14 protein-coding genes and 1 tRNA gene are annotated in these 17,464 nt (G+C 60.8%); 6 read left to right on the top strand and 9 right to left on the bottom strand.

Annotated features, from left to right (window positions below; all coding sequences use genetic code 11):
- Positions 1-37: 37 nt before the first annotated feature.
- The 5 genes from HMPREF3011_RS04585 (at position 38) to HMPREF3011_RS04565 (ending at position 6,597) form a co-directional block, all read left to right on the top strand.
- Positions 38-1,372 (top strand): DEAD/DEAH box helicase, encoded by a 1,335-nt coding sequence (locus tag HMPREF3011_RS04585; RefSeq protein WP_246821420.1) that lies wholly within the window; start codon positions 38-40, stop codon positions 1,370-1,372.
- Between the two features lie 3 nt (positions 1,373-1,375).
- Complete coding sequence (locus HMPREF3011_RS04580; RefSeq protein WP_070841228.1) at positions 1,376-2,761, top strand: hemolysin family protein; 1,386 nt, start codon at positions 1,376-1,378, stop codon at positions 2,759-2,761.
- On the top strand, positions 2,758-3,972 hold the full coding sequence (locus HMPREF3011_RS04575; protein WP_070841227.1) for a hemolysin family protein: 1,215 nt from the start codon (positions 2,758-2,760) through the stop codon (positions 3,970-3,972). Before HMPREF3011_RS04580 ends, HMPREF3011_RS04575 begins: the two co-directional genes overlap by 4 nt.
- Entirely contained in the window at positions 3,969-4,886 is a 918-nt protein-coding gene (locus HMPREF3011_RS04570) for a 3-methyladenine DNA glycosylase (protein ID WP_070841226.1), read from the top strand. The genes HMPREF3011_RS04575 and HMPREF3011_RS04570 overlap by 4 nt, the downstream gene beginning before the upstream one ends.
- Positions 4,887-4,983: 97 nt before the next feature.
- On the top strand, positions 4,984-6,597 hold the full coding sequence (locus HMPREF3011_RS04565; RefSeq protein ID WP_070841225.1) for a vWA domain-containing protein: 1,614 nt from the start codon (positions 4,984-4,986) through the stop codon (positions 6,595-6,597).
- 144 nt (positions 6,598-6,741) lie between these two features.
- Here HMPREF3011_RS04565 and HMPREF3011_RS04560 read toward each other — a convergent pair whose 3' ends face one another.
- The 5 genes from HMPREF3011_RS04560 to secA2 form a co-directional block, all read right to left on the bottom strand.
- Complete coding sequence (locus HMPREF3011_RS04560; protein ID WP_172620271.1) at positions 6,742-7,245, bottom strand: MerR family transcriptional regulator; 504 nt, start codon at positions 7,243-7,245, stop codon at positions 6,742-6,744.
- A 388-nt stretch (positions 7,246-7,633) separates the two neighbouring features.
- A complete protein-coding gene (locus HMPREF3011_RS04555) occupies positions 7,634-8,233 on the bottom strand; it encodes a bifunctional nuclease family protein (RefSeq protein ID WP_070628530.1) in 600 nt (199 codons plus the stop codon).
- A 45-nt stretch (positions 8,234-8,278) separates the two neighbouring features.
- Positions 8,279-9,037, bottom strand: coding sequence for a transcriptional regulator FtsR (locus HMPREF3011_RS04550; protein ID WP_070560220.1), 759 nt, complete (start codon positions 9,035-9,037; stop codon positions 8,279-8,281).
- Positions 9,038-9,108: 71 nt separating this feature from the next.
- Positions 9,109-9,534: an oxoglutarate dehydrogenase inhibitor Odhl gene (gene odhI / locus HMPREF3011_RS04545; RefSeq protein WP_038625554.1), complete on the bottom strand. Its 426-nt coding sequence runs from the start codon at positions 9,532-9,534 to the stop codon at positions 9,109-9,111.
- A 238-nt stretch (positions 9,535-9,772) separates the two neighbouring features.
- Positions 9,773-12,052: an accessory Sec system translocase SecA2 gene (gene secA2, locus HMPREF3011_RS04540; RefSeq protein WP_070841224.1), complete on the bottom strand. Its 2,280-nt coding sequence runs from the start codon at positions 12,050-12,052 to the stop codon at positions 9,773-9,775.
- A gap of 205 nt (positions 12,053-12,257) precedes the next feature.
- On the opposite strand from secA2, the gene rraA reads away from it, so the two are divergent.
- Positions 12,258-12,731, top strand: coding sequence for a ribonuclease E activity regulator RraA (gene rraA, locus HMPREF3011_RS04535; protein ID WP_070841223.1), 474 nt, complete (start codon positions 12,258-12,260; stop codon positions 12,729-12,731).
- Positions 12,732-12,841: 110 nt separating this feature from the next.
- On the opposite strand, the gene HMPREF3011_RS04530 is transcribed toward rraA, so the two are convergent.
- The 4 genes from HMPREF3011_RS04530 to HMPREF3011_RS04515 form a co-directional block, all read right to left on the bottom strand.
- Positions 12,842-12,915: transfer RNA gene (locus HMPREF3011_RS04530), tRNA-Pro, on the bottom strand.
- An 86-nt stretch (positions 12,916-13,001) separates the two neighbouring features.
- A complete protein-coding gene (locus HMPREF3011_RS04525; protein WP_070841222.1) occupies positions 13,002-14,015 on the bottom strand; it encodes a PASTA domain-containing protein in 1,014 nt (337 codons plus the stop codon).
- Between the two features lie 157 nt (positions 14,016-14,172).
- Positions 14,173-16,482 (bottom strand): bifunctional cytidylate kinase/GTPase Der, encoded by a 2,310-nt coding sequence (gene der / locus HMPREF3011_RS04520; RefSeq protein WP_070841522.1) that lies wholly within the window; start codon positions 16,480-16,482, stop codon positions 14,173-14,175.
- A gap of 66 nt (positions 16,483-16,548) precedes the next feature.
- Complete coding sequence (locus HMPREF3011_RS04515) at positions 16,549-17,400, bottom strand: pseudouridine synthase (RefSeq protein WP_070841221.1); 852 nt, start codon at positions 17,398-17,400, stop codon at positions 16,549-16,551.
- Positions 17,401-17,464: the final 64 nt, after the last annotated feature.

Below are 17,464 nucleotides of genomic sequence, written 5' to 3'. Positions count from 1 at the left end.
TGCATGGCAGTCCGGGGATAGCGGTATTCTAACAAGCATGCCCCCTCCCGCTGAGTCCAGTGATTTCAGACAGTTGGGCACGCCGGAAGCAATTGTGAGTATTCTGCGTGCCCAGCACATAACTTCGCCCACCGCCGTGCAGGTGGCAACTTTGCCAGATGCTTTCGCTGGCAAGGACGTTCTTGCACAGGCCCCCACAGGCTCGGGCAAAACGCTCGCATTCGGCATTCCGCTGGTCACGTTACTCAATAACGCCTCTCCAGCGCTTCCCCGTTACCCGCGCGCGCTTATTATTTCGCCGACGCGGGAACTTGCAGATCAAATTGCTGATGTCCTCGCTGACATCGGCGCCGCTGCAGGTCTGCGTGTCTTGAGCTTGGTCGGCGGTGACTCCGTGGCCAAGCAGCAGACTCTGCTCGCAGCACCAGTCGATATCGCTGTGGTCACACCGGGTCGCGCACACGATTTGCGCCGCCGCGGTCTACTCAATCTTGAGCAGGTTCTTACCGTTGTCGTAGACGAAGCGGACATGCTCGCTGACATGGGCTTTCTGCCCGATGTTCTGGGCCTAGTCCGTGCGTGTCCGAAGTCGGCACAGCGCATGGTCTTTTCCGCCACGATTAACGACGACGCCGCGGGGCTTATCCGCGATCGTCGCGCAAGTAGCACCGAAGTTGCGAAACACAAGGTCACTGCATCCCGGCTGACCATGCGCAATATGCGGCATCTGTTACTTCGGGTAGAGGACAACACTGAGGCAGACGAAGTGGTCGCCTGGATTGCCTCCCGCAAGGATCAGTGCGTCATCTTCGCCAACTCTAAGGCGCGTGTCGTGCAGCTGGCTAAGTTTTTACAGTTCTACGACATCAAGTTAGGTTTCCTCCACGGCGATCGCGGCCAGGCAACTCGTCGCGCAGTCCTCAAGGCCTTTGCCGACGGTGAAATCAATGTCCTCGTCACCACGGATGTGGCCGCTCGGGGCATTGATATCGATGCTCTTGACTTGGTTGTGCACGCGGATCCGCCAAGGGATTCCGCGACGTACATTCACCGCTCGGGTCGCACGGCGCGTGCAGGTGCTTCCGGCACGGTAGCGATGATTGTGCGTGACCGCCAGGTTGATCAGGCCCGTGAGCTGCTGGCAGGAGCCGGCGTTGAAGCTGAAGAGCTGCGCGCAGCTCCGGGGCTGCCGCGATTTGTCAAGGAACTGGGCGCACGCCGTCCGCGCCGGGCTCGTCAAGATCAGAGCCAATCGGCAGGCGGTGCTAGTGGTTCCGGGTACCGCGGGCGCGGCGGCCCGTCGGCAAGCGGAAAGAATCGTGCTGGCGGTCGCGTACACCGCCCCAAGCGAGGGAAAAAGAAGAAGAGATAATCAGTGGGTATTGTTCTCAATATTGTCGCGGTTGTCGGCTTTATCGCGCTAACCGCTGGCACCGGCCTCTTTGTGGCGTTTGAATTCGCGCTGACGGGACTGGAGCGTTCTACGATTGACGCCGACCGCGCCCGTTCAGCGGATGCACCTGCTGAGGCCGTTCACAAGGCACATAATCGACTGTCCTTCCACCTCTCCGGTGCGCAGCTGGGCATTACGTTGACGACGCTGGCAACTGGTTTCCTCGCGGAACCGGTGCTGGCGCAGTACTTCACGCCGATGCTGCATTGGATGGGGCTCAGCGAGTCTGCAGCGGGACCGACCGCACTGATTCTTGCGCTCATTGTGGCCACGATGTTGTCAATGGTCTACGGCGAGTTGGTGCCGAAGAATGTCGCGATTACAGAGCCGCTGGCTTCGGCGCGCGTTACGGCTCGTCCGGTGATGGCGTTTAACTGGGTGTTCCGCTACTTCATTCAGTCGCTGAATGCCTCGGCGAACTGGCTGGTGCGCAAGCTCGGCATTGAACCGGCGGATGAGCTGGCTTCGGCGCGTTCCCCGCAGGAGCTGGAAGCACTGGTGCGCAATTCTGCGGAGCAGGGTGCATTGGATGAGTCGAAGGCTGCTGTGCTCGAGTCGTCGTTACGCTTTGGCGAAACTACTGCGGAGGACCTGATGACGCCGCGGTCGACGATTACTTCTCTCGATGTCGATGACACGGCGCTGGATCTGCTGGCTGTCGCCATCGAATCAGGACATTCCCGCTTCCCCATTACTGACGGGGACCTCGATGCCACTGTCGGTGTTGTCCACGTCAAGGACGCATTCGCGGTGCCTGCGGCGAAGCGCTCAACTACCACCATGCGGGAGGTTGCACGGCCAGTGCCCACGCTGCCGCAGTCGCTGGACGGCGATGCCGTACTGGAGGCCGTGCGTTCGGCTGGTTCGCAGATTGCGCTGGTCGCGGACGAGTATGGCGGCATCGCCGGCATTGTCACCATCGAGGACGTCGTCGAGGAAATTCTTGGCGAGGTCTGGGATGAGTACGACGACAAGGAGTCCGAGCAGGAAGTCAAGCGCGCAATTGAAGGCTGGAATTGCTCCGGCCTTGTGCGTACCGACGAGCTGCCGACCAAGGTCGGATACTTCGCCCCGGAGGGCAGCTTCGAAACCCTCGGTGGCCTGATTATGTTTGCGCTCGGTCGCATCCCGGAGGTCGGTGACGTCGTCCTACTGCCAGAGACCGAACGCGACTTCATGGACGAGTTCGAATCGGGTATCGCCGGACGCTGGTACGCCCGCATTCTGGCGATGGATGACCGCCGCGTGGATCGTGCCATTTTGATTCCTGTGACCAACGAGCGTGCTAAGGAGATGTTCAACCTATGAGTGACTGGTTTGGAATCCTCCTGACCTTCTTCTTGTTGTTGGTCAACGCATTTTTCGTGGGCGCGGAGTTCTCACTTATTGCTGCTCGCCGTGACCGTTTGGAAGCGCTGCTGGCTCAGGGAAAGAAGCGCGCTCGCACAGTTATCAATGCTTCTGAGCACCTGTCGATGATGCTCGCCGCCGCACAGCTGGGCATCACCATTGCCTCGCTGCTGCTGGGTAAGGTCTCTGAACCGGCGCTGGCACATCTGCTGGAAGCTCCTTTCCACGCCATGGGTATTCCGGAATCACTGCTACACCCGCTGAGCTTTGCCATCGCGTTGATGCTGGTGTCAGTGCTGCACATCATGCTCGGCGAAATGGTCCCGAAGAACATCGCGCTGGCTGGCCCAGAGACGATGGCCATGCTGCTTATTCCGGTTCATATGGTCTTCTACCGCCTGACCAAGCCGCTGTTGCTGCTGTTTAACTGGATGGCTCGCCATACGCTGAGGCTGTTCGGCATTGAGCAGCGCGATGAGCTCGACACCACTGTCGACTCCACGGAGTTGGCATCGATGATTGCGGAGTCTCGTCAAGAGGGGCTCCTTGACAGCGAGGAGCACGTCCGACTTCGTCGCACGCTGGCCTCGGCCACGCGCACCATTGAGGAGGTGCTAATTCCGCACGAGCAGATTCGGCGCCTCCCCACTGCACCGACTGTGGGCGACCTAGAGACGGCTGTCACCGAAACTGGCTTCTCCCGGTTCCCCGTCGCTGCGGCCAACAATGAACCCAACGAGTACCGTGGCTACGTTCACGTCAAGGATGTCCTCGACCGCGTCATGGACCCTGCCTCCGGACCGGAGACAGCCATCCCTGATGACGAGATTCGCCCGATGATCGAGATTCCGATCGATGCCACGCTGGATGAGGGATTGCGCATCATGCGCCGCTACAGCGCCCACATGGCAGTGGCTGTACGCGCTCGCATGCCAAAGCCGCACCTGCGCGCAAGCGCCCCGGCAAGTATCGCCCCGAAGACCGGTGCTTTCTCCGGCGCGGAGCAGATCGGCATCGTGGCTCTGGAGGACCTCATCGAAGAGCAGGTCGGTGTCGTGCGTGACTGGACCCACGAGGTCTCCCCGCGTCGCAGCGGTGCACCAAAGCAGTACCCAATCGTGAACCAGCCCCGAATCCGGCCGGGCACCACGCAGGGACACCAGCAGTGACATCTACGCCCGATTCGTCTTTCGACTGGCGTGAAGCCAAAGCAAGGCATATCGCCCGCGTCGATGCCCTGACCCGCGATCACCTGTCCCGTCGCAGTCGTGGCCAGCGCCACCCGGTGTGGGACTTCATCTTCGAGTACTACCCCGTCAAGCCCGGTCAACTCCGCCGCTGGTCACCGGGCATCGGCGTAGATCTTCCCGGTGCGACAGCCAAGGACATCAGTCACCTGAAGTTTTTTACCCTCGACATGGATGACGCTACCGACAGTCCTGCTAGCAAGGAGCCCACCGATACCGCCTCGGGGACGGCACGCATGGATGTTTCGGCGTACGTCGATAAGCGAGGTAAGACGGTGGCGTACATCGGCAATCTGTTACGTTCGACGCGCGCGAATCCAGCGCACTTTGACTGCTTCGGCCTGCATGAATGGGCGATGGTGTATCGCCAGCCCGAGCATCGTCACCCGGAGCCACTGCGGCTTGGTCAGGCAGGCACGGACGAGGTCGTCGAGGCCCACACAGTGCGGTGTACGCACTTCGACGCCTTCCGCTTCTTCACGCCCGACGCCGTCCCGCTCAACGAGTTTGCGCCGACGCGCGAGACACAGCCGCACTGTGAGCAGATGGGCTGTCTGCACGCCAACATGGACTTGTATAAATGGGCGACCAAGCTCGGCGAGGCGGTGCCCGGCGACCTGTGGCTGGATACTTTCGAGCTCGCGTGCAGTGCCCGTGAGTTGGATATGCGCGCCGCTCCCTACGATCTGCGGGATTGGAGCTTTGCTCCCATTCGCATTGAGACTCCCGAGGGCAAGGCCGAGTACGTCCGCCGCCAGCGTGAGATTTCTGCTCGCGCCGACGTCCTGCGCGGGCGTTTGCTGCAAGTAGTAGATGTCGCATTGTCCACGCAGTAGAGTTGGCAGGAGTTACGTGCGCGTTTGTGCTTTACGACGAGGTCTGCTGCGAGTCGACAGCGCCGAGCACACTCAGCATAGAAAGGGCTAAAACGACATGGGACGACACGCCTCGGGTGAGAACAACTATCGAGTGGCTAAGGGGCCTTTTATTGCCGTCTTGGTCGTCATTGTTCTGGTGGCTGCGGTTTTTGCCTGGGTTAATCTGCGCAAGAGCAACGATTCGTCGATTGATGCGGACCGTGCACGGTGTACCAAGGGTGACCTGACACTGGTGGTGACCGCTTACCCTGCTGCGGTGGGCTCGGCACAGAAACTCGTGCAGGACTATGGCGAGTCAAATCCCGTGGTGAGGGACTTCTGCGTGCGGCCACAGATTACTGTGGCCGGCTCGCAGGAGGTTGTGAACGCCTTGGCTGATGCTGACGGTGCTGAAGCTGGTGAGGGGGCTCCGGAGGACCCCGCTGCGGATGATTCTGCAGCTGACGAGGCCAGCGCCGGAATTATGACGCCGGGAGTCTGGATTCCCGCCGATATCTCCTTCGTGGATCAAGCGAAGAATTCAGACAAGGTCAAGGTCAACAACCCCAAGACGTGGTTGCCACCGATTGCCAGTGGCGTGGCCTTCACAACCAATCGTGCTGACCAGCTGAACAACGCCACCTGGGAAGAGCTTGCGGGATTGCGCGTGGCCGCCCCCGGTGGCTCCGATGCTGCACTGTCTGCCGTGATCAGTGCTCGACTTGGCGGCGGCCCGGATGTCGCTCGCGAACGCGCGGACTTGGGTGAGGTCTACACCTCCAATACTCTGCTGACCATGCTCAGCCAGAATGTCGCCGAATTCGACGGTGTGGCCGCAACCCAGCCCATGCTGCAGATGGCCGGCGAGGGGCTGAAGCTGGTCTCCCCTGCGGATGCACCCCAGCTGCACGCGCCAGTTGTCACCTTTGGCTCCGGCGGCAAGATCGACGAGAACACGGCTCGCGCGGCCGAGGACTTCCGGAACTTCGCGGCAGATCACGGCGCCGACGGCGAAGCTAGTGAGAGCACCTTCAGCCCTAAAGTAGCGGAGAACTTTGGAGTGCTCTCGCAGATCCAGACAGATTCCTTTGCGCTGCCGCCAGCACTGGAGCAGCCGGACGCGCAACAGCCCGCAACTGCGGTGGGTTCGGCACTCCTGCTTACTGACACCTCCGAAGGCATCGATGTCGGGGCGCTGTCTGCGGCACTGACCGGCGCTATCGATGCGGCACCTGGCGGCCGTTACGGCCTGTGGACATTCGCCCCCGAGGTGAACCGTCTCGCGGAACTTCCAGCCCCCGATGACGAGGCCAACAATGGCGCAGACGCCGTAAAGAGCTCGCTGGCCGAACTTCCGGCCGGTGGTGAGGCGCAGTTCTGGCCAGCGCTTATCGATGCCTACCAGGCCGCCCGCGACACCTACTCCCCTGACAAGCCGAACCGGCTCGTCGTGCTCACCTCGGGGCGCGATGCCTCGGGCGCCGATGCCGCCGAGTCCGTCGAGCGAATCAAGGAACTCATTAGCCCGGACCGCCCGGTAACGATTGAGGTCATCGTGCTTCCCGACGGGGACAGCTCCATCCCTGAACTGCAGGAAGTGGCGAATATGACCACTGGTTCTCTGCGCATTGCGGCTGACTATGGCGATGGCCTGGCCTCTCAGTTGGCTGCGGCAATCGGTACCGAGTAACCAGCAAAAACCGCCTCCATCTGGCCCAACCTCGGGAGAGGAAAACGGAACCAGTTGTGGAAGGCGGTTTTCGTTTAGTTTTGTTTCGCTTCTTTGAGCGGCGGCCGTAGCAGCAACGCCACTATCTAGCCGTATCGCTGGCTGTTAGGAGATGCGGCGGCGACGGCGCTCAGCCAACTCGTCGATGCCAGTACCTGGGTTTTCCTGAGTACCGTCGATACGCTCGGATGGGAAGGAGGCGATGGTGCCAGTCAGTTCCTTCATAATGCCCGGGACAGCAATGCCGAACACTCCCTGGCCACCGTTGAGCAGGTCAATGACTTCTTCATTGGAGCGACACTGGTAGACGGTGCGACCGTCGGAAACCAGCGTGATGGTAGCCAGGTCATCGACACCGAGGTCGCGCAGACGGTCGACAGCCAGACGGATGTTCTGCAGGGAAATACCGGTGTCCAGCAGACCGCGAACAATCTTCAAAACGAGGATGTCGCGGAAGGAGTACAGACGCTGGGTGCCCGAGCCCTTGGCGGTACGAATCGAAGGCTCCACCAGTTTGGTGCGCGCCCAGTAGTCCAGCTGACGGTAAGAAATGCCCGCTACCTGACATGCGATGGGAACGCGGTAGCCAACTTGCTCGTCCGGTCCCATGTCGAACAGGGATTCCTGGACCGCGCGTGGCTCTTGCGAGTCCGACGCACGGAGCTCATTGTCGCCAAAGAGCGAACCGCTGTTGTCGTCGACCATATAAATTCTCCCGAGGTAGTTTCACTGCCGTTATTTATCTTTCGCCAAGGTTAATCGGCTGTCAATACATCACAGGACGACACGCCGAATCTCTAAACCTAAAGTTAAGGTTTAGAGTTTGGAGTCGCAGTTTCCCCAGCTCAAGCACAGCCCGGGAGAAAAACCCCAGGAAGGGGTGAAACTATAACTTAAGAAAAGTTACCCCTTTTATGGGGTCATTCAGCGACGTGCCGGAGGAAATACGCGCCACAACTACATCAAAAGTTGTCAGGTGTTCACTCCAGTCACACTGCTAACGGTCGCTATCGGAAGCCGAGTCGGCGCCACCGTCGGCTTCACCATCGGACTCCCTACCCTCCGCATCACCATACGGCTCGGCAAAGTAGTCAGCATCAATACTGTCGAGAAATTCAGCAAACTCCGACACCGACGCCTCGACAGAGTCGGTCTCCGTGTCGTCGGTAAGCGAACCGCCATTGGTAGCGACAAGACGCGCCGACACCGACATGGCATCGAGCACATCGCGTGCAACATATAGCGGCACCTCAAGCTCGCTGGCGATAAGGATTAGGTCGGAGGGGCGCATGTCAATCTCTGCGCCGCCTTCAAGCACCAGGCTGGCGATGAAAACGCCCTCGTGCACGCCCGTAATCTGACCACGCAGGGCGCTCTGCCCCACCATGTCCAGCGTATCGACAAAGACGTCATGCATGCCCGGACGACGCTGCGTAGCGCCGGTCTCGCGGGCGGAGTACTCCGTCGCCGTCGCCAAATCAATCCAGATCGGGATAATCCGGTTAGTCTCTTCGGCATGCAGGAGCAGCACCGGATCATCCTCAGGAGGGTGCGCCATCCAGTCTAGAAACTTGACTTCTACGAGTTTTTCGTCCATAACAGCGATAATTGTAGCGAGCCGCTATTCACGCGGGACTACTGACTACTTCCCCAGATCTTTGTTGACCTGGCGCTTGACCAAAGTGCCGTGCAGCGTGACCATCAGCGCGGTCATCTCACGACCCATTTCCACAGCCTTCTGCTTGCCACTAGCCGCACGCGACTTACTCAGCGGACTAGCTGCCAGCGACACCAAATCAGCCTCACGGGTCGCAGCGGTACGCACAGTTTTGAGGTGGCGGGCATCCAGACCGAACTCAGACAGCTTGACTGCCGTCTCGGTGATGAGCAGGTCATCGCCGTCGAACATGTTCAGCGTGTCCGGAGTAATCAAGCCGACGCGGACCAGCTCAGTGATGAACTTCTCGCTAGCGCCGGTGCGCTCTGCCAGCTCCGCCTGCGTCAGCGAGACCACTGCAGCTTCGCGGAACTGATCCGCCGTCACCAGTGGAGTAACCGAAGCCAGACCGTCGCCGCCAGCGTTGCCCGCATCAATTTCGTCGAGCTGCTCTTTAATAACCTTCAGCGGCAAGTAGTTATCGCGCTGAACGGTCAGAATGTAGCGCAGGCGGTCAATGTCCGCCTGGCTGTAGCGACGATAGCCCGAGGAACTACGCGACGGGCACAGCAGCCCTTCCGACTCGAGAAAACGAATTTTGGACAGCGTTACATCAGGGAACTCAACCTTGACTTCCTTCAGCACAGCACCGATGGTCTTCTTCTTGCCCACCGAGCGTGCTTGCTTCGCAGTGCTTTCTGACGAAGCCGGCTGCGAAACCGCTGATTTGTGTACTGCTGCCACTGGTCTTTTCCGAGCCTTTACAAAAATAAGGGGGTTAATGCCGACAGACGTCGACACTAACCGATGTCGAATTAGTTACCGATAAGGAATACGAGGCGGAACTTACCGACCTGGACCTCGTCACCATTAGCCAGAACCGCGGAGTTCTTCGGCTCGCGGTTAACGTAGGTGCCGTTCAGCGATCCCACGTCGACAACCTCGTAGGAGTCACCGTTCTTGCGGAACTCTGCGTGGCGACGGGAAACAGTCACGTCATCGAGGAAAATGTCGCTTTCCGGGTGACGACCAGCGGTGGTGACTGCCTGATCGAGCAGGAAACGCGAACCCGCGTTTGGCCCCCGCTTGACGACCAAGAGTGCCGAGCCTGCCGGAAGTCCTTCAACACCGGAGACCGTGGAGTCCGTGTTAGAGCTGGACTCCATCTCCTTCAGCAAATCTGCACGGAAGACCGAGGTGGTCTCGACCGATGCCTCTGGCTGGCCGCTATTGCTAGTCATATCTTTCCCTCCGGGATAACCTTGGGCGATTTACTCGTTACTTTTTAGATAATAGCGCCCCAACCGCTTTCGTGTTGTTATCTAATCCCAACCATGTTGTGACGCAGCTCACCGAGAGGGTATGTACAACATGATTGATATGCGTAAATACCGACATCGGAGAGCTTTCTCCGTGGGTGTACCTAGGCCGGTCACTTGAGAAATATTTTCAAATTGTTACCAAACCTGTGGTTACGGCTTACCTAAACATCGCTGCAATTGAACCGACGACCGAGCCACCACCATTGCTCAATGGGTTGTCGTTGACCATGTACGTCCACGTCGAGCTCGGGCGGGCAAGTCCCGTGTCCTCCAGATGCGCGCCATCGCTATCGATTTCGGCCTCCTGGAAGGTCTGCACCGACTCGGTGACGGCATTGTTGACCAGGTTTTTAAAGGCACCGATGGCGGCGCGGTGGAACTCATCAATGGGGCTTTCCTTAGCCAGCGCGCGCAGGTGAATCGACTCCCGCAGGTCGTCCAGATCCGCCAGGTGTTCCGACCATCCGAGATCCAGGTGGCTCAGCATGATTTCCCGGGCAGCGTCCTCGGCGACGTCGCGCCCGGCTGCGGCTTCCACGTCTTTCGCCCGCGCCGATGCCAGCTTGGACAGTTCTTCCCAGGCAGCATTCGTAGTCAGCAGTTTCTCCCGGCGCTCATCCAGAATCTCGCGCTGGTCGCCGATGAGCTTGTTGTACTTCCACGTCGTCGCATGAATGGACAGCATGGTCGCCTCTGTCACGCGCTGTGCTCGGTCGATGAACTGGTATGCCCGCTTATCGCGGACGCGACCGTCGTCTTCAGGCAGCACGCTCAGTGTTTCGCCGGCAGCACCTTCGGAAATCACCGGGTCATCCAGGGAGACAAAGAACACCGACGAGCCCGGATCGCCCTGGCGCCCGGCGCGGCCACGCAACTGGTTATCCAGTCGGTCAGTGCGGTGCTTACCCAGACCAATGACGCATAGGCCACCGCGTTCGACTACGGCATCGCGGTTGGATTCGTCTGCCCCTCCGAGGCGGATGTCGGTACCGCGGCCGGCCATCTGGGTGGACACCGTGACGCGGCCAATATCGCCAGCACCCGCGATGACTTGGGCCTCCAGCTCGTCGTTCTTCGCGTTCAGTACCGACGATTCGATGCCGCGCAGAACCAGCGCATCGGCCAGTCGTTCCGATTCCGCCACGTCACGGGTGCCTACGAGTATTGGTCGACCAGTGCCGTTGAGTTCCACGACCTCGTCGACAAGCGCGGCGAACGCGTCGTCGGTGGTGGCGTAGATGCGGTCGGGCTCGTCGTCACGGATGCATGGGACGTTGGGTTCAATGACAGAGACGTGGAGTCCGTAGAACTCGCGGAACTGGTCGCCCGCGGAGGTGGCGGTGCCGGTCATGCCGCAGGTGATGTCGTAGCGGCCGACGAGTTGCTGGATGGTCATGGAGTCTAGGATGCGACCGCCCTCCGAGACTTGCAGGCCCTCCTTGGCCTCTACCGCCGCCTGTAGACCGTCCGGCCAGCGCTGCAGTTCCGCCACGCGTCCCTTCGAGGCGTCGATGAGCTGTACCTTGCCGTCGCGCACGATGTAGTCGACATCGCGCTGCAGCAGCTCGTGGGCGTGCAGTGCGACGTTGACCTGAACCAGGGTGGTGCCGACGTGTTCGGCGTCGTACAGCGAGCTGATGCCGAGCAGCCGTTCGACGCGCGCAGCGCCGGTATCGGTGAGGAAGACATTGCGGCGGCCTTCGTCGACGGTGTAGTCATCGCCGAGCTGCAGGCGGCGCACCACGTCGGTAATCTGCCCGGTTGGCGCGGTGCCAGGTTCGTTGCCGGCGAGCACGAGTGGGACCAGCGCTTCATCGACCAGCACGGAGTCGGCTTCGTCGATGATGGCGACGTCAGCAGGCGACTGCACGCGGTCTTCGATAGTCGGCGCGCAACGGTCGCGCAGGACGTCAAAGCCGAGTTCGTTGACGGCGGCGTAGATGATGTCTGCCGCATATGCTTTACGACGCTCCCCCGGACCATCCTGCGGCGAAATAGCCGCCACCGAGAGTCCAAGGAACCCGAACAGCGGTTGCATCCACTGCGCGTCGCGGCCTGCGAGGTAGTCGTTGACGGTCACGGAGTGCACGCGGTGGCCACGCAGCGCGAACCCGGCTGCGGCCAGGGCGCCGGAGAGAGTCTTGCCCTCACCGGTGGCCATCTGGACAACGTCTCCCTCCATGAGCGCCAGCGCGCCTTGCAGCTGCACATCGAAGGGGCGCATGGATAGGGTGCGTTGGGAGACTTCGCGGAGCGCGGCTAAAAGCTCCGGTGCATCGGTGGCGTGTTGGCGGGCGAAGTCGGCGAGGTCGGCGTCGGAAAGCGCCTGTACCTGTGGCTCGAGCTCAGCAGCGCGCGCCACCAGCCCTACGCTGCGTTTTTGGTTGCGCCCCTGCTTGCCGCCGAGAGCCTTCCAAAACCAATTAAACCCAGCCATCTTCTACCCTTCCTGCGCACGTGTGGTTGTCGGCGCGTTCTGACTCACCAGAGTAATCAATCTGGACCGGCCTTCGGAGTGTCAATCGCTGCCAGCGAATTTGCACCATATGTCTTTGGTCACATCTTGAGTTTGAAACAATGGAGTTAACACTTGTTACGAACACATTCTTGTGATCATTTTTCGGAAGGACTTGAAATCCCCTATGGCAATCGAATTCATCCCCACTGCTGACCTGGTTGACGAAATCGGCCCGGACGTGCGTTCCTGCGATACTCAGATGCGCGACCTCGGCGGTCGCCTGGAGTTCTGTGGCAAGATCTCCACGGTCAAGTGCTTCCAGGACAACGCGCTGCTGAAGAAGGTCCTCTCCGAGCCGTCTGAGGGCGGCGTGCTCGTCATCGACGGTGACGCTTCTGTCCACACTGCGCTGGTCGGTGACGTGATTGCGGGGCTCGGCAAGGACAATGGCTGGGCTGGCGTGATCGTCAACGGTGCAATCCGCGACTCTAAGCTGATTGGCGAGATGGACTTCGGCTGCAAGGCGCTTGGCACAAACCCGCGCAAGTCCACCAAGACCGGCGAGGGCGAGCGCGATGTCGTTGTCTCCTTCGGCGGCATTGACTTCGTTCCGGGCGAGACGCTCTACGCGGACTCTGACGGCATTGTCGTGCGCTAGTGCGATTGTGCGCTAGTGCGGTGCGATAGACGGCAAACAAACCGTAAGCAATAGCCGTAAACAAAAACCGCCGCCTCCCGGAATCTTCCAGAAGGCGGCGGTTATTTTTGTCGGGCTGACCGGATTTGAACCGACGACCCCCTCACCCCCAGTGAGGTGCGCTACCAAACTGCGCTACAGCCCGTGTGCACGAAAGTGCAACGAGCTATAGGTTACATCATTGGTGTTTGCTGGCGGAAATCGCCCCTGACGCATGCCCTACCTATCGCATTACTGCAGGTAGATGGTCACAGGCGTGGATGTCTCCGCCATCTGTCCCTCCGGTGGATCGATCGAGGCAACCTTGCCCATGATCGCGGCCACAGAATTGGTCTGGTTGCCCTCTGCGTCGACGACGGTCACGTTCTGGTAGCCGTTGGTACGCAGCTCCACCTCGACCGAGGCCGGGCTCTTGCCCACCACACCCTGCGGGATAGTACCCCGGCCGCTACTGCGCTCACCGGGCCCAGGGATAGCTGGTGGCGACTCGCGAAGTTGATCCAGCTCCTGCTCAAGGCGCTCACGGGTGTCGTTAATCGTGCCCGACGGGTCCAAACGATCGGTAGGGCTTGTCGTGGTTTCCTCCGGCGAGGTTGTCGTCGGCGTCGGGCTTGACGACGTCTCCTGCGTCGGCTCCGCCATATTGTCGTTTTTGTCCTCGGTTCCGGAAGTAAAGGACAAAACCAGGGCTACCAGCGCGACTACGGCCACCATCGCGGCAATGGCCACGATGGCGACGGGCTTACCCCAGCCCTTCTTGGAGTCATCGTTACCGCGGTTGTCGCGGTTATTACCGCGGTTGTTGCCGTTGTTCGGGTCGCCGTAACCGCCTGCGACACCTGCACCACCTGCAGCGTACTGCTGGGTCTGACCTGCCTGCTGGCTCGCCTGACTATAGCCGCGCTCTTCTTCAGACAGCGGCGCCCAGTACTGGCCACTGCCCTGTGCGCCAGCACCTTGCGCCCCGGCACCCGCGCCTGAGCCGACACCGGCACCTCGCGGGTTATCAAATCGTGTTTCACCGCCACGCTGGAGGAATTGCGTCTCAGAGGAGTCGCCACCGAAGTATTCGGTCGGTTGCTCGCCCGCAAAGTCGGCATCTGGGTTGTACCCGCGATGTCCCTCGCCCCGCGGAATGTAGCGAGTCGCGGAGTCATCGCCGTATGAGCTTGAGGAATCGCGTCCGTAGCTGTTGTCTCGGCCGTCGTGCTGAGAGCCGTCACGGTTGTTGCCGCGCCTGACCATTGTCAGTTCTCCTTATCGCTAATTTCCTAAAACTCCAAAATGCCAACGAAAAGCCCAAAATGCAATTGCCTAAATCACATTTTGGGCTTTTCTCAGCTCAGTTCGAGCGACTAGCAGGGCTTAAAAGCACGTCCCAGCGGCGCTTCCTAGCAGCTTCCTACCGACGCTTCTTCTTTTCGCGGACACGCACCGCGATGCGCACTGGCGAGCCCTCGAATCCGAATTCTTCACGCAGCTTGCGCTCCAGGAAGCGACGGTAGCCGTGCTCCAGGAAGCCGGTTGTGAACAGCACAATCACCGGCGGGCGCGAGGACGCCTGGGTGGCAAACAGCACGCGCGGCTGTCGACCACCACGCAGCGGTGGCGGGTTCTGCTGCATAATCGCACGCAACCAAGTGTTCAAGCGACCAGTGGAGATGCGCTTATCCCACGACTCCACAGCCTCCAGCATGGCCGGCTCCAGCTTCTGCACAGCACGCCCGGTCTTGGCGGAGATATTCACCCGACGAGCCCACGGCACATGTGCCAGTTGCTCTTCAATCTCGCGCTCGAGCAGGTCGCGGCGGTCCTCATCCATGAGGTCCCACTTGTTGTAGGCCACCACAAGTGCGCGACCGGAGTCGAGAATCATGCGCAGCACGCGCTGATCTTGCTCGGTAATCTGCTCAGAGGCATCGACCAGGAAGATCACAACCTCGGCGTTATCAATCGTCGAACGAGTACGCAGCGAAGCGTAGAACTCGTGGCCCTTGGCGGTCTTGGTCTTCTTGCGGATACCCGCGGTATCCACGAAGCGCCACAGCGTGTCGTTCATCTGCACCAGCGAGTCCACCGGATCAACCGTAGTACCGGCCACGTCGCTGACTACTGCGCGATCTTCACCGGAGAGTTTGTTCAGCAGCGAGGACTTGCCCACATTCGGCTTGCCCACCAGCGCCACGCGACGCGGCCCGGTCGGCAGCGACTTCGCACGCGGCACCTCCGGGAAGGAGGCCACAACTTCGTCCATCACGTCGGCATTGCCACGACCGTGGAGGGCCGAGGTTGGGTGCGGCTCGCCGAGCCCGAGGGCCCAGAACTCCGCGACGTCGCCAAGCTGCGAATCCGACTCGAACTTGTTGGCGGCGAGAATAACCGGCTGCTCCGCGCGCTGCAGACGTCGGGCCATAACCTCTTCCGTGGCGGTGATGCCGACGGTGGTGTCGACGACCATGACAATCACATCGGCGGTCTCCATGGCGGTCTCCGCCTGACGAGCAATCGCCGCGTGCATGCCCTTGGCATCCGGATCCCAGCCGCCGGTGTCCTGCACCCAGAAGCGACGTCCGCCCCATTCACCCAGGTAGGAGATGCGGTCGCGGGTCACGCCCGGGAAGTCTTCGACAACTGCTTCACGACGGCCAATGAACCTGTTAACCATGGTGGACTTACCAACATTCGGTCGTCCCACAATGGCCACGGTCGGAAGAGCTTCTTCCTCCTCGTCGCTGACACCAAGTGCTGCGAATGCGTTTTCCAACTCTTCCCAGTCGGCATCGTCGTCGATCTGGCCGGTTTCGGCGCGCTCGATGGCTTCGGAGATGATCGTCTCGTGGTCAGCGATCGTGCGGTCGATGAACTCGTCTGCGCTGGTGTGGCTACCTGCGGTGCCCGGCGCGTTTTCGCTCTCCACGTTTGCGACCAGGTGTCCGGCGGTGTCGTCGTCAGCGTCCTCGGAGTCCTCGTAAGAGCCCTCGAACTCCTCGTTGTCGACATCGTCCCAGTCCATGGTGGACCCCGGGTAGCCGGCCTCAACGACATCGAGGACGTTTTCCACGACCTCTTCGATGTCCATCTCAGAGGTGTCCAAAATGAATGCGTCTTCGGCTGGCTTCAGCGGCGAGGTCGCACGGTTGCTGTCGAGTTCGTCGCGGCGGATGACGTCGGCAAGCACGGTGTCGAAGTCAGCGTCACGACCAGTGGCGATGTCCTGGTCGTAGCGGCGGCGGGCGCGCACCTCAGCGGAGGCGGTCATGAAGATTTTCGCCGGAACGTCCGGAAGCACAACCGTGCCGATGTCGCGGCCTTCCACCACACAGCGCACCGCCGATGCGGCCAGCGAGCGCTGGAGCGCAACCAGGTTGGTGCGCACGGCCGGAATCGCGGAGACAGCCGACACGTTGCGGGTAACCTCCGGGCCGCGAATCTCGCCGGAAACATCCTCGCCGTCGAGGAGGACAGCGGTGGAGTTCGGGTCATCGGAGACTTCCAGTGGCAGGGCGGCGGTCGCCTTGGCCACGGCTTCCTCGTCGGTCGGGTCAATGCCCTGGCGCAGCACCCACAGGGTGGCCACGCGGTACATTGCGCCGGTGTCCAGGTACTTTGCGCCCAGTTCGGTTGCGACCATCCGAGAGACAGTCGACTTGCCAGTGCCGGAGGGGCCATCGATGGCAACCAACAGCATGTCGTCAGTGTTCTGCTCGCTCATGTGGGCTCCTTCAGCGCCTTGTTGTTCCACTCCGTGGTTTTCTTCGTTCTTCTTCACTAGTGCCATTTACAGCCCCACCGCGTTGTAGAGGGAGGTCAGCTCAGCGCGGTTGAGTGCGCGGAGAGCGCCCGGGGTCTGCTCGCCCAGCTGGACAGTGTGAATCTTAGTGCGCACCAGGCGCTCGACCGGGAAGCCCGCAGTCTTGAGCATCCGGCGCACAATGTGCTTGCGCCCCTCGTGCAGCTCGATGCGGACGATAGAGCGCCCCTGCCAAACATCGATGATCTGCGCCATGTCCGCCTTAGCGATGCCATCATCGAGCTCAATGCCCTTTTCCAGCTCACGCATGACCTTGGGGTCGACCTCGCCGACAACGGTGGCCATGTAGGTCTTGGTGACCTCGTAGCTCGGGTGCATCAGACGGTTGGCCAGCTCACCATCGTTGGTGAGCAGCAGCAGCCCTTCGGTGGGCGCATCCAGACGACCAACGTGGAAGAGCCGCTGACCAGCGCTGATCTTCTCACCGATGATGTCGCCCACACACGGGCGGCCCATGTCATCGTGCATGGTCGACTGCACACCACGCGGCTTGTTCAGGACGAAGTACTGCATGTCCTCATTGACGATGACGCGGGAACCATCAACGCGAATCACAGACGTGTTCGGGTCCACCCGTACGCCCTGTCGCGTCACAATCTTGCCGTCGACCTCGACGCGGCCTTCGTCGATAAGCTTTTCCGCCATACGACGCGACGCCACGCCTGCCTGCGCGAGTACCTTCTGCAGGCGCACGCCCTCACCTGCTTGGCTGTGAGCGCGCTTGCCCGAGCTACGACGGTCGGAGTCCACGTGCTGATGGCGCGCCGGGCGGGCGTTGGACACGTAAATGTCCTTCGCGTGGACGTTGGAGGTCTCCATCTTCGCGCCGCTGTCGCGACGGCTGCGATTGCGCTGGGCGTTAGTGGAGCCGTGTACGCGGTTG

It is taken from the genome of Corynebacterium sp. HMSC074C04, assembly GCF_001838295.1.
In the GTDB taxonomy this organism is placed as follows: Bacteria; Actinomycetota; Actinomycetes; order Mycobacteriales; family Mycobacteriaceae; genus Corynebacterium; species Corynebacterium amycolatum.
This window is presented reverse-complemented; position numbering and strand designations above follow the sequence as displayed.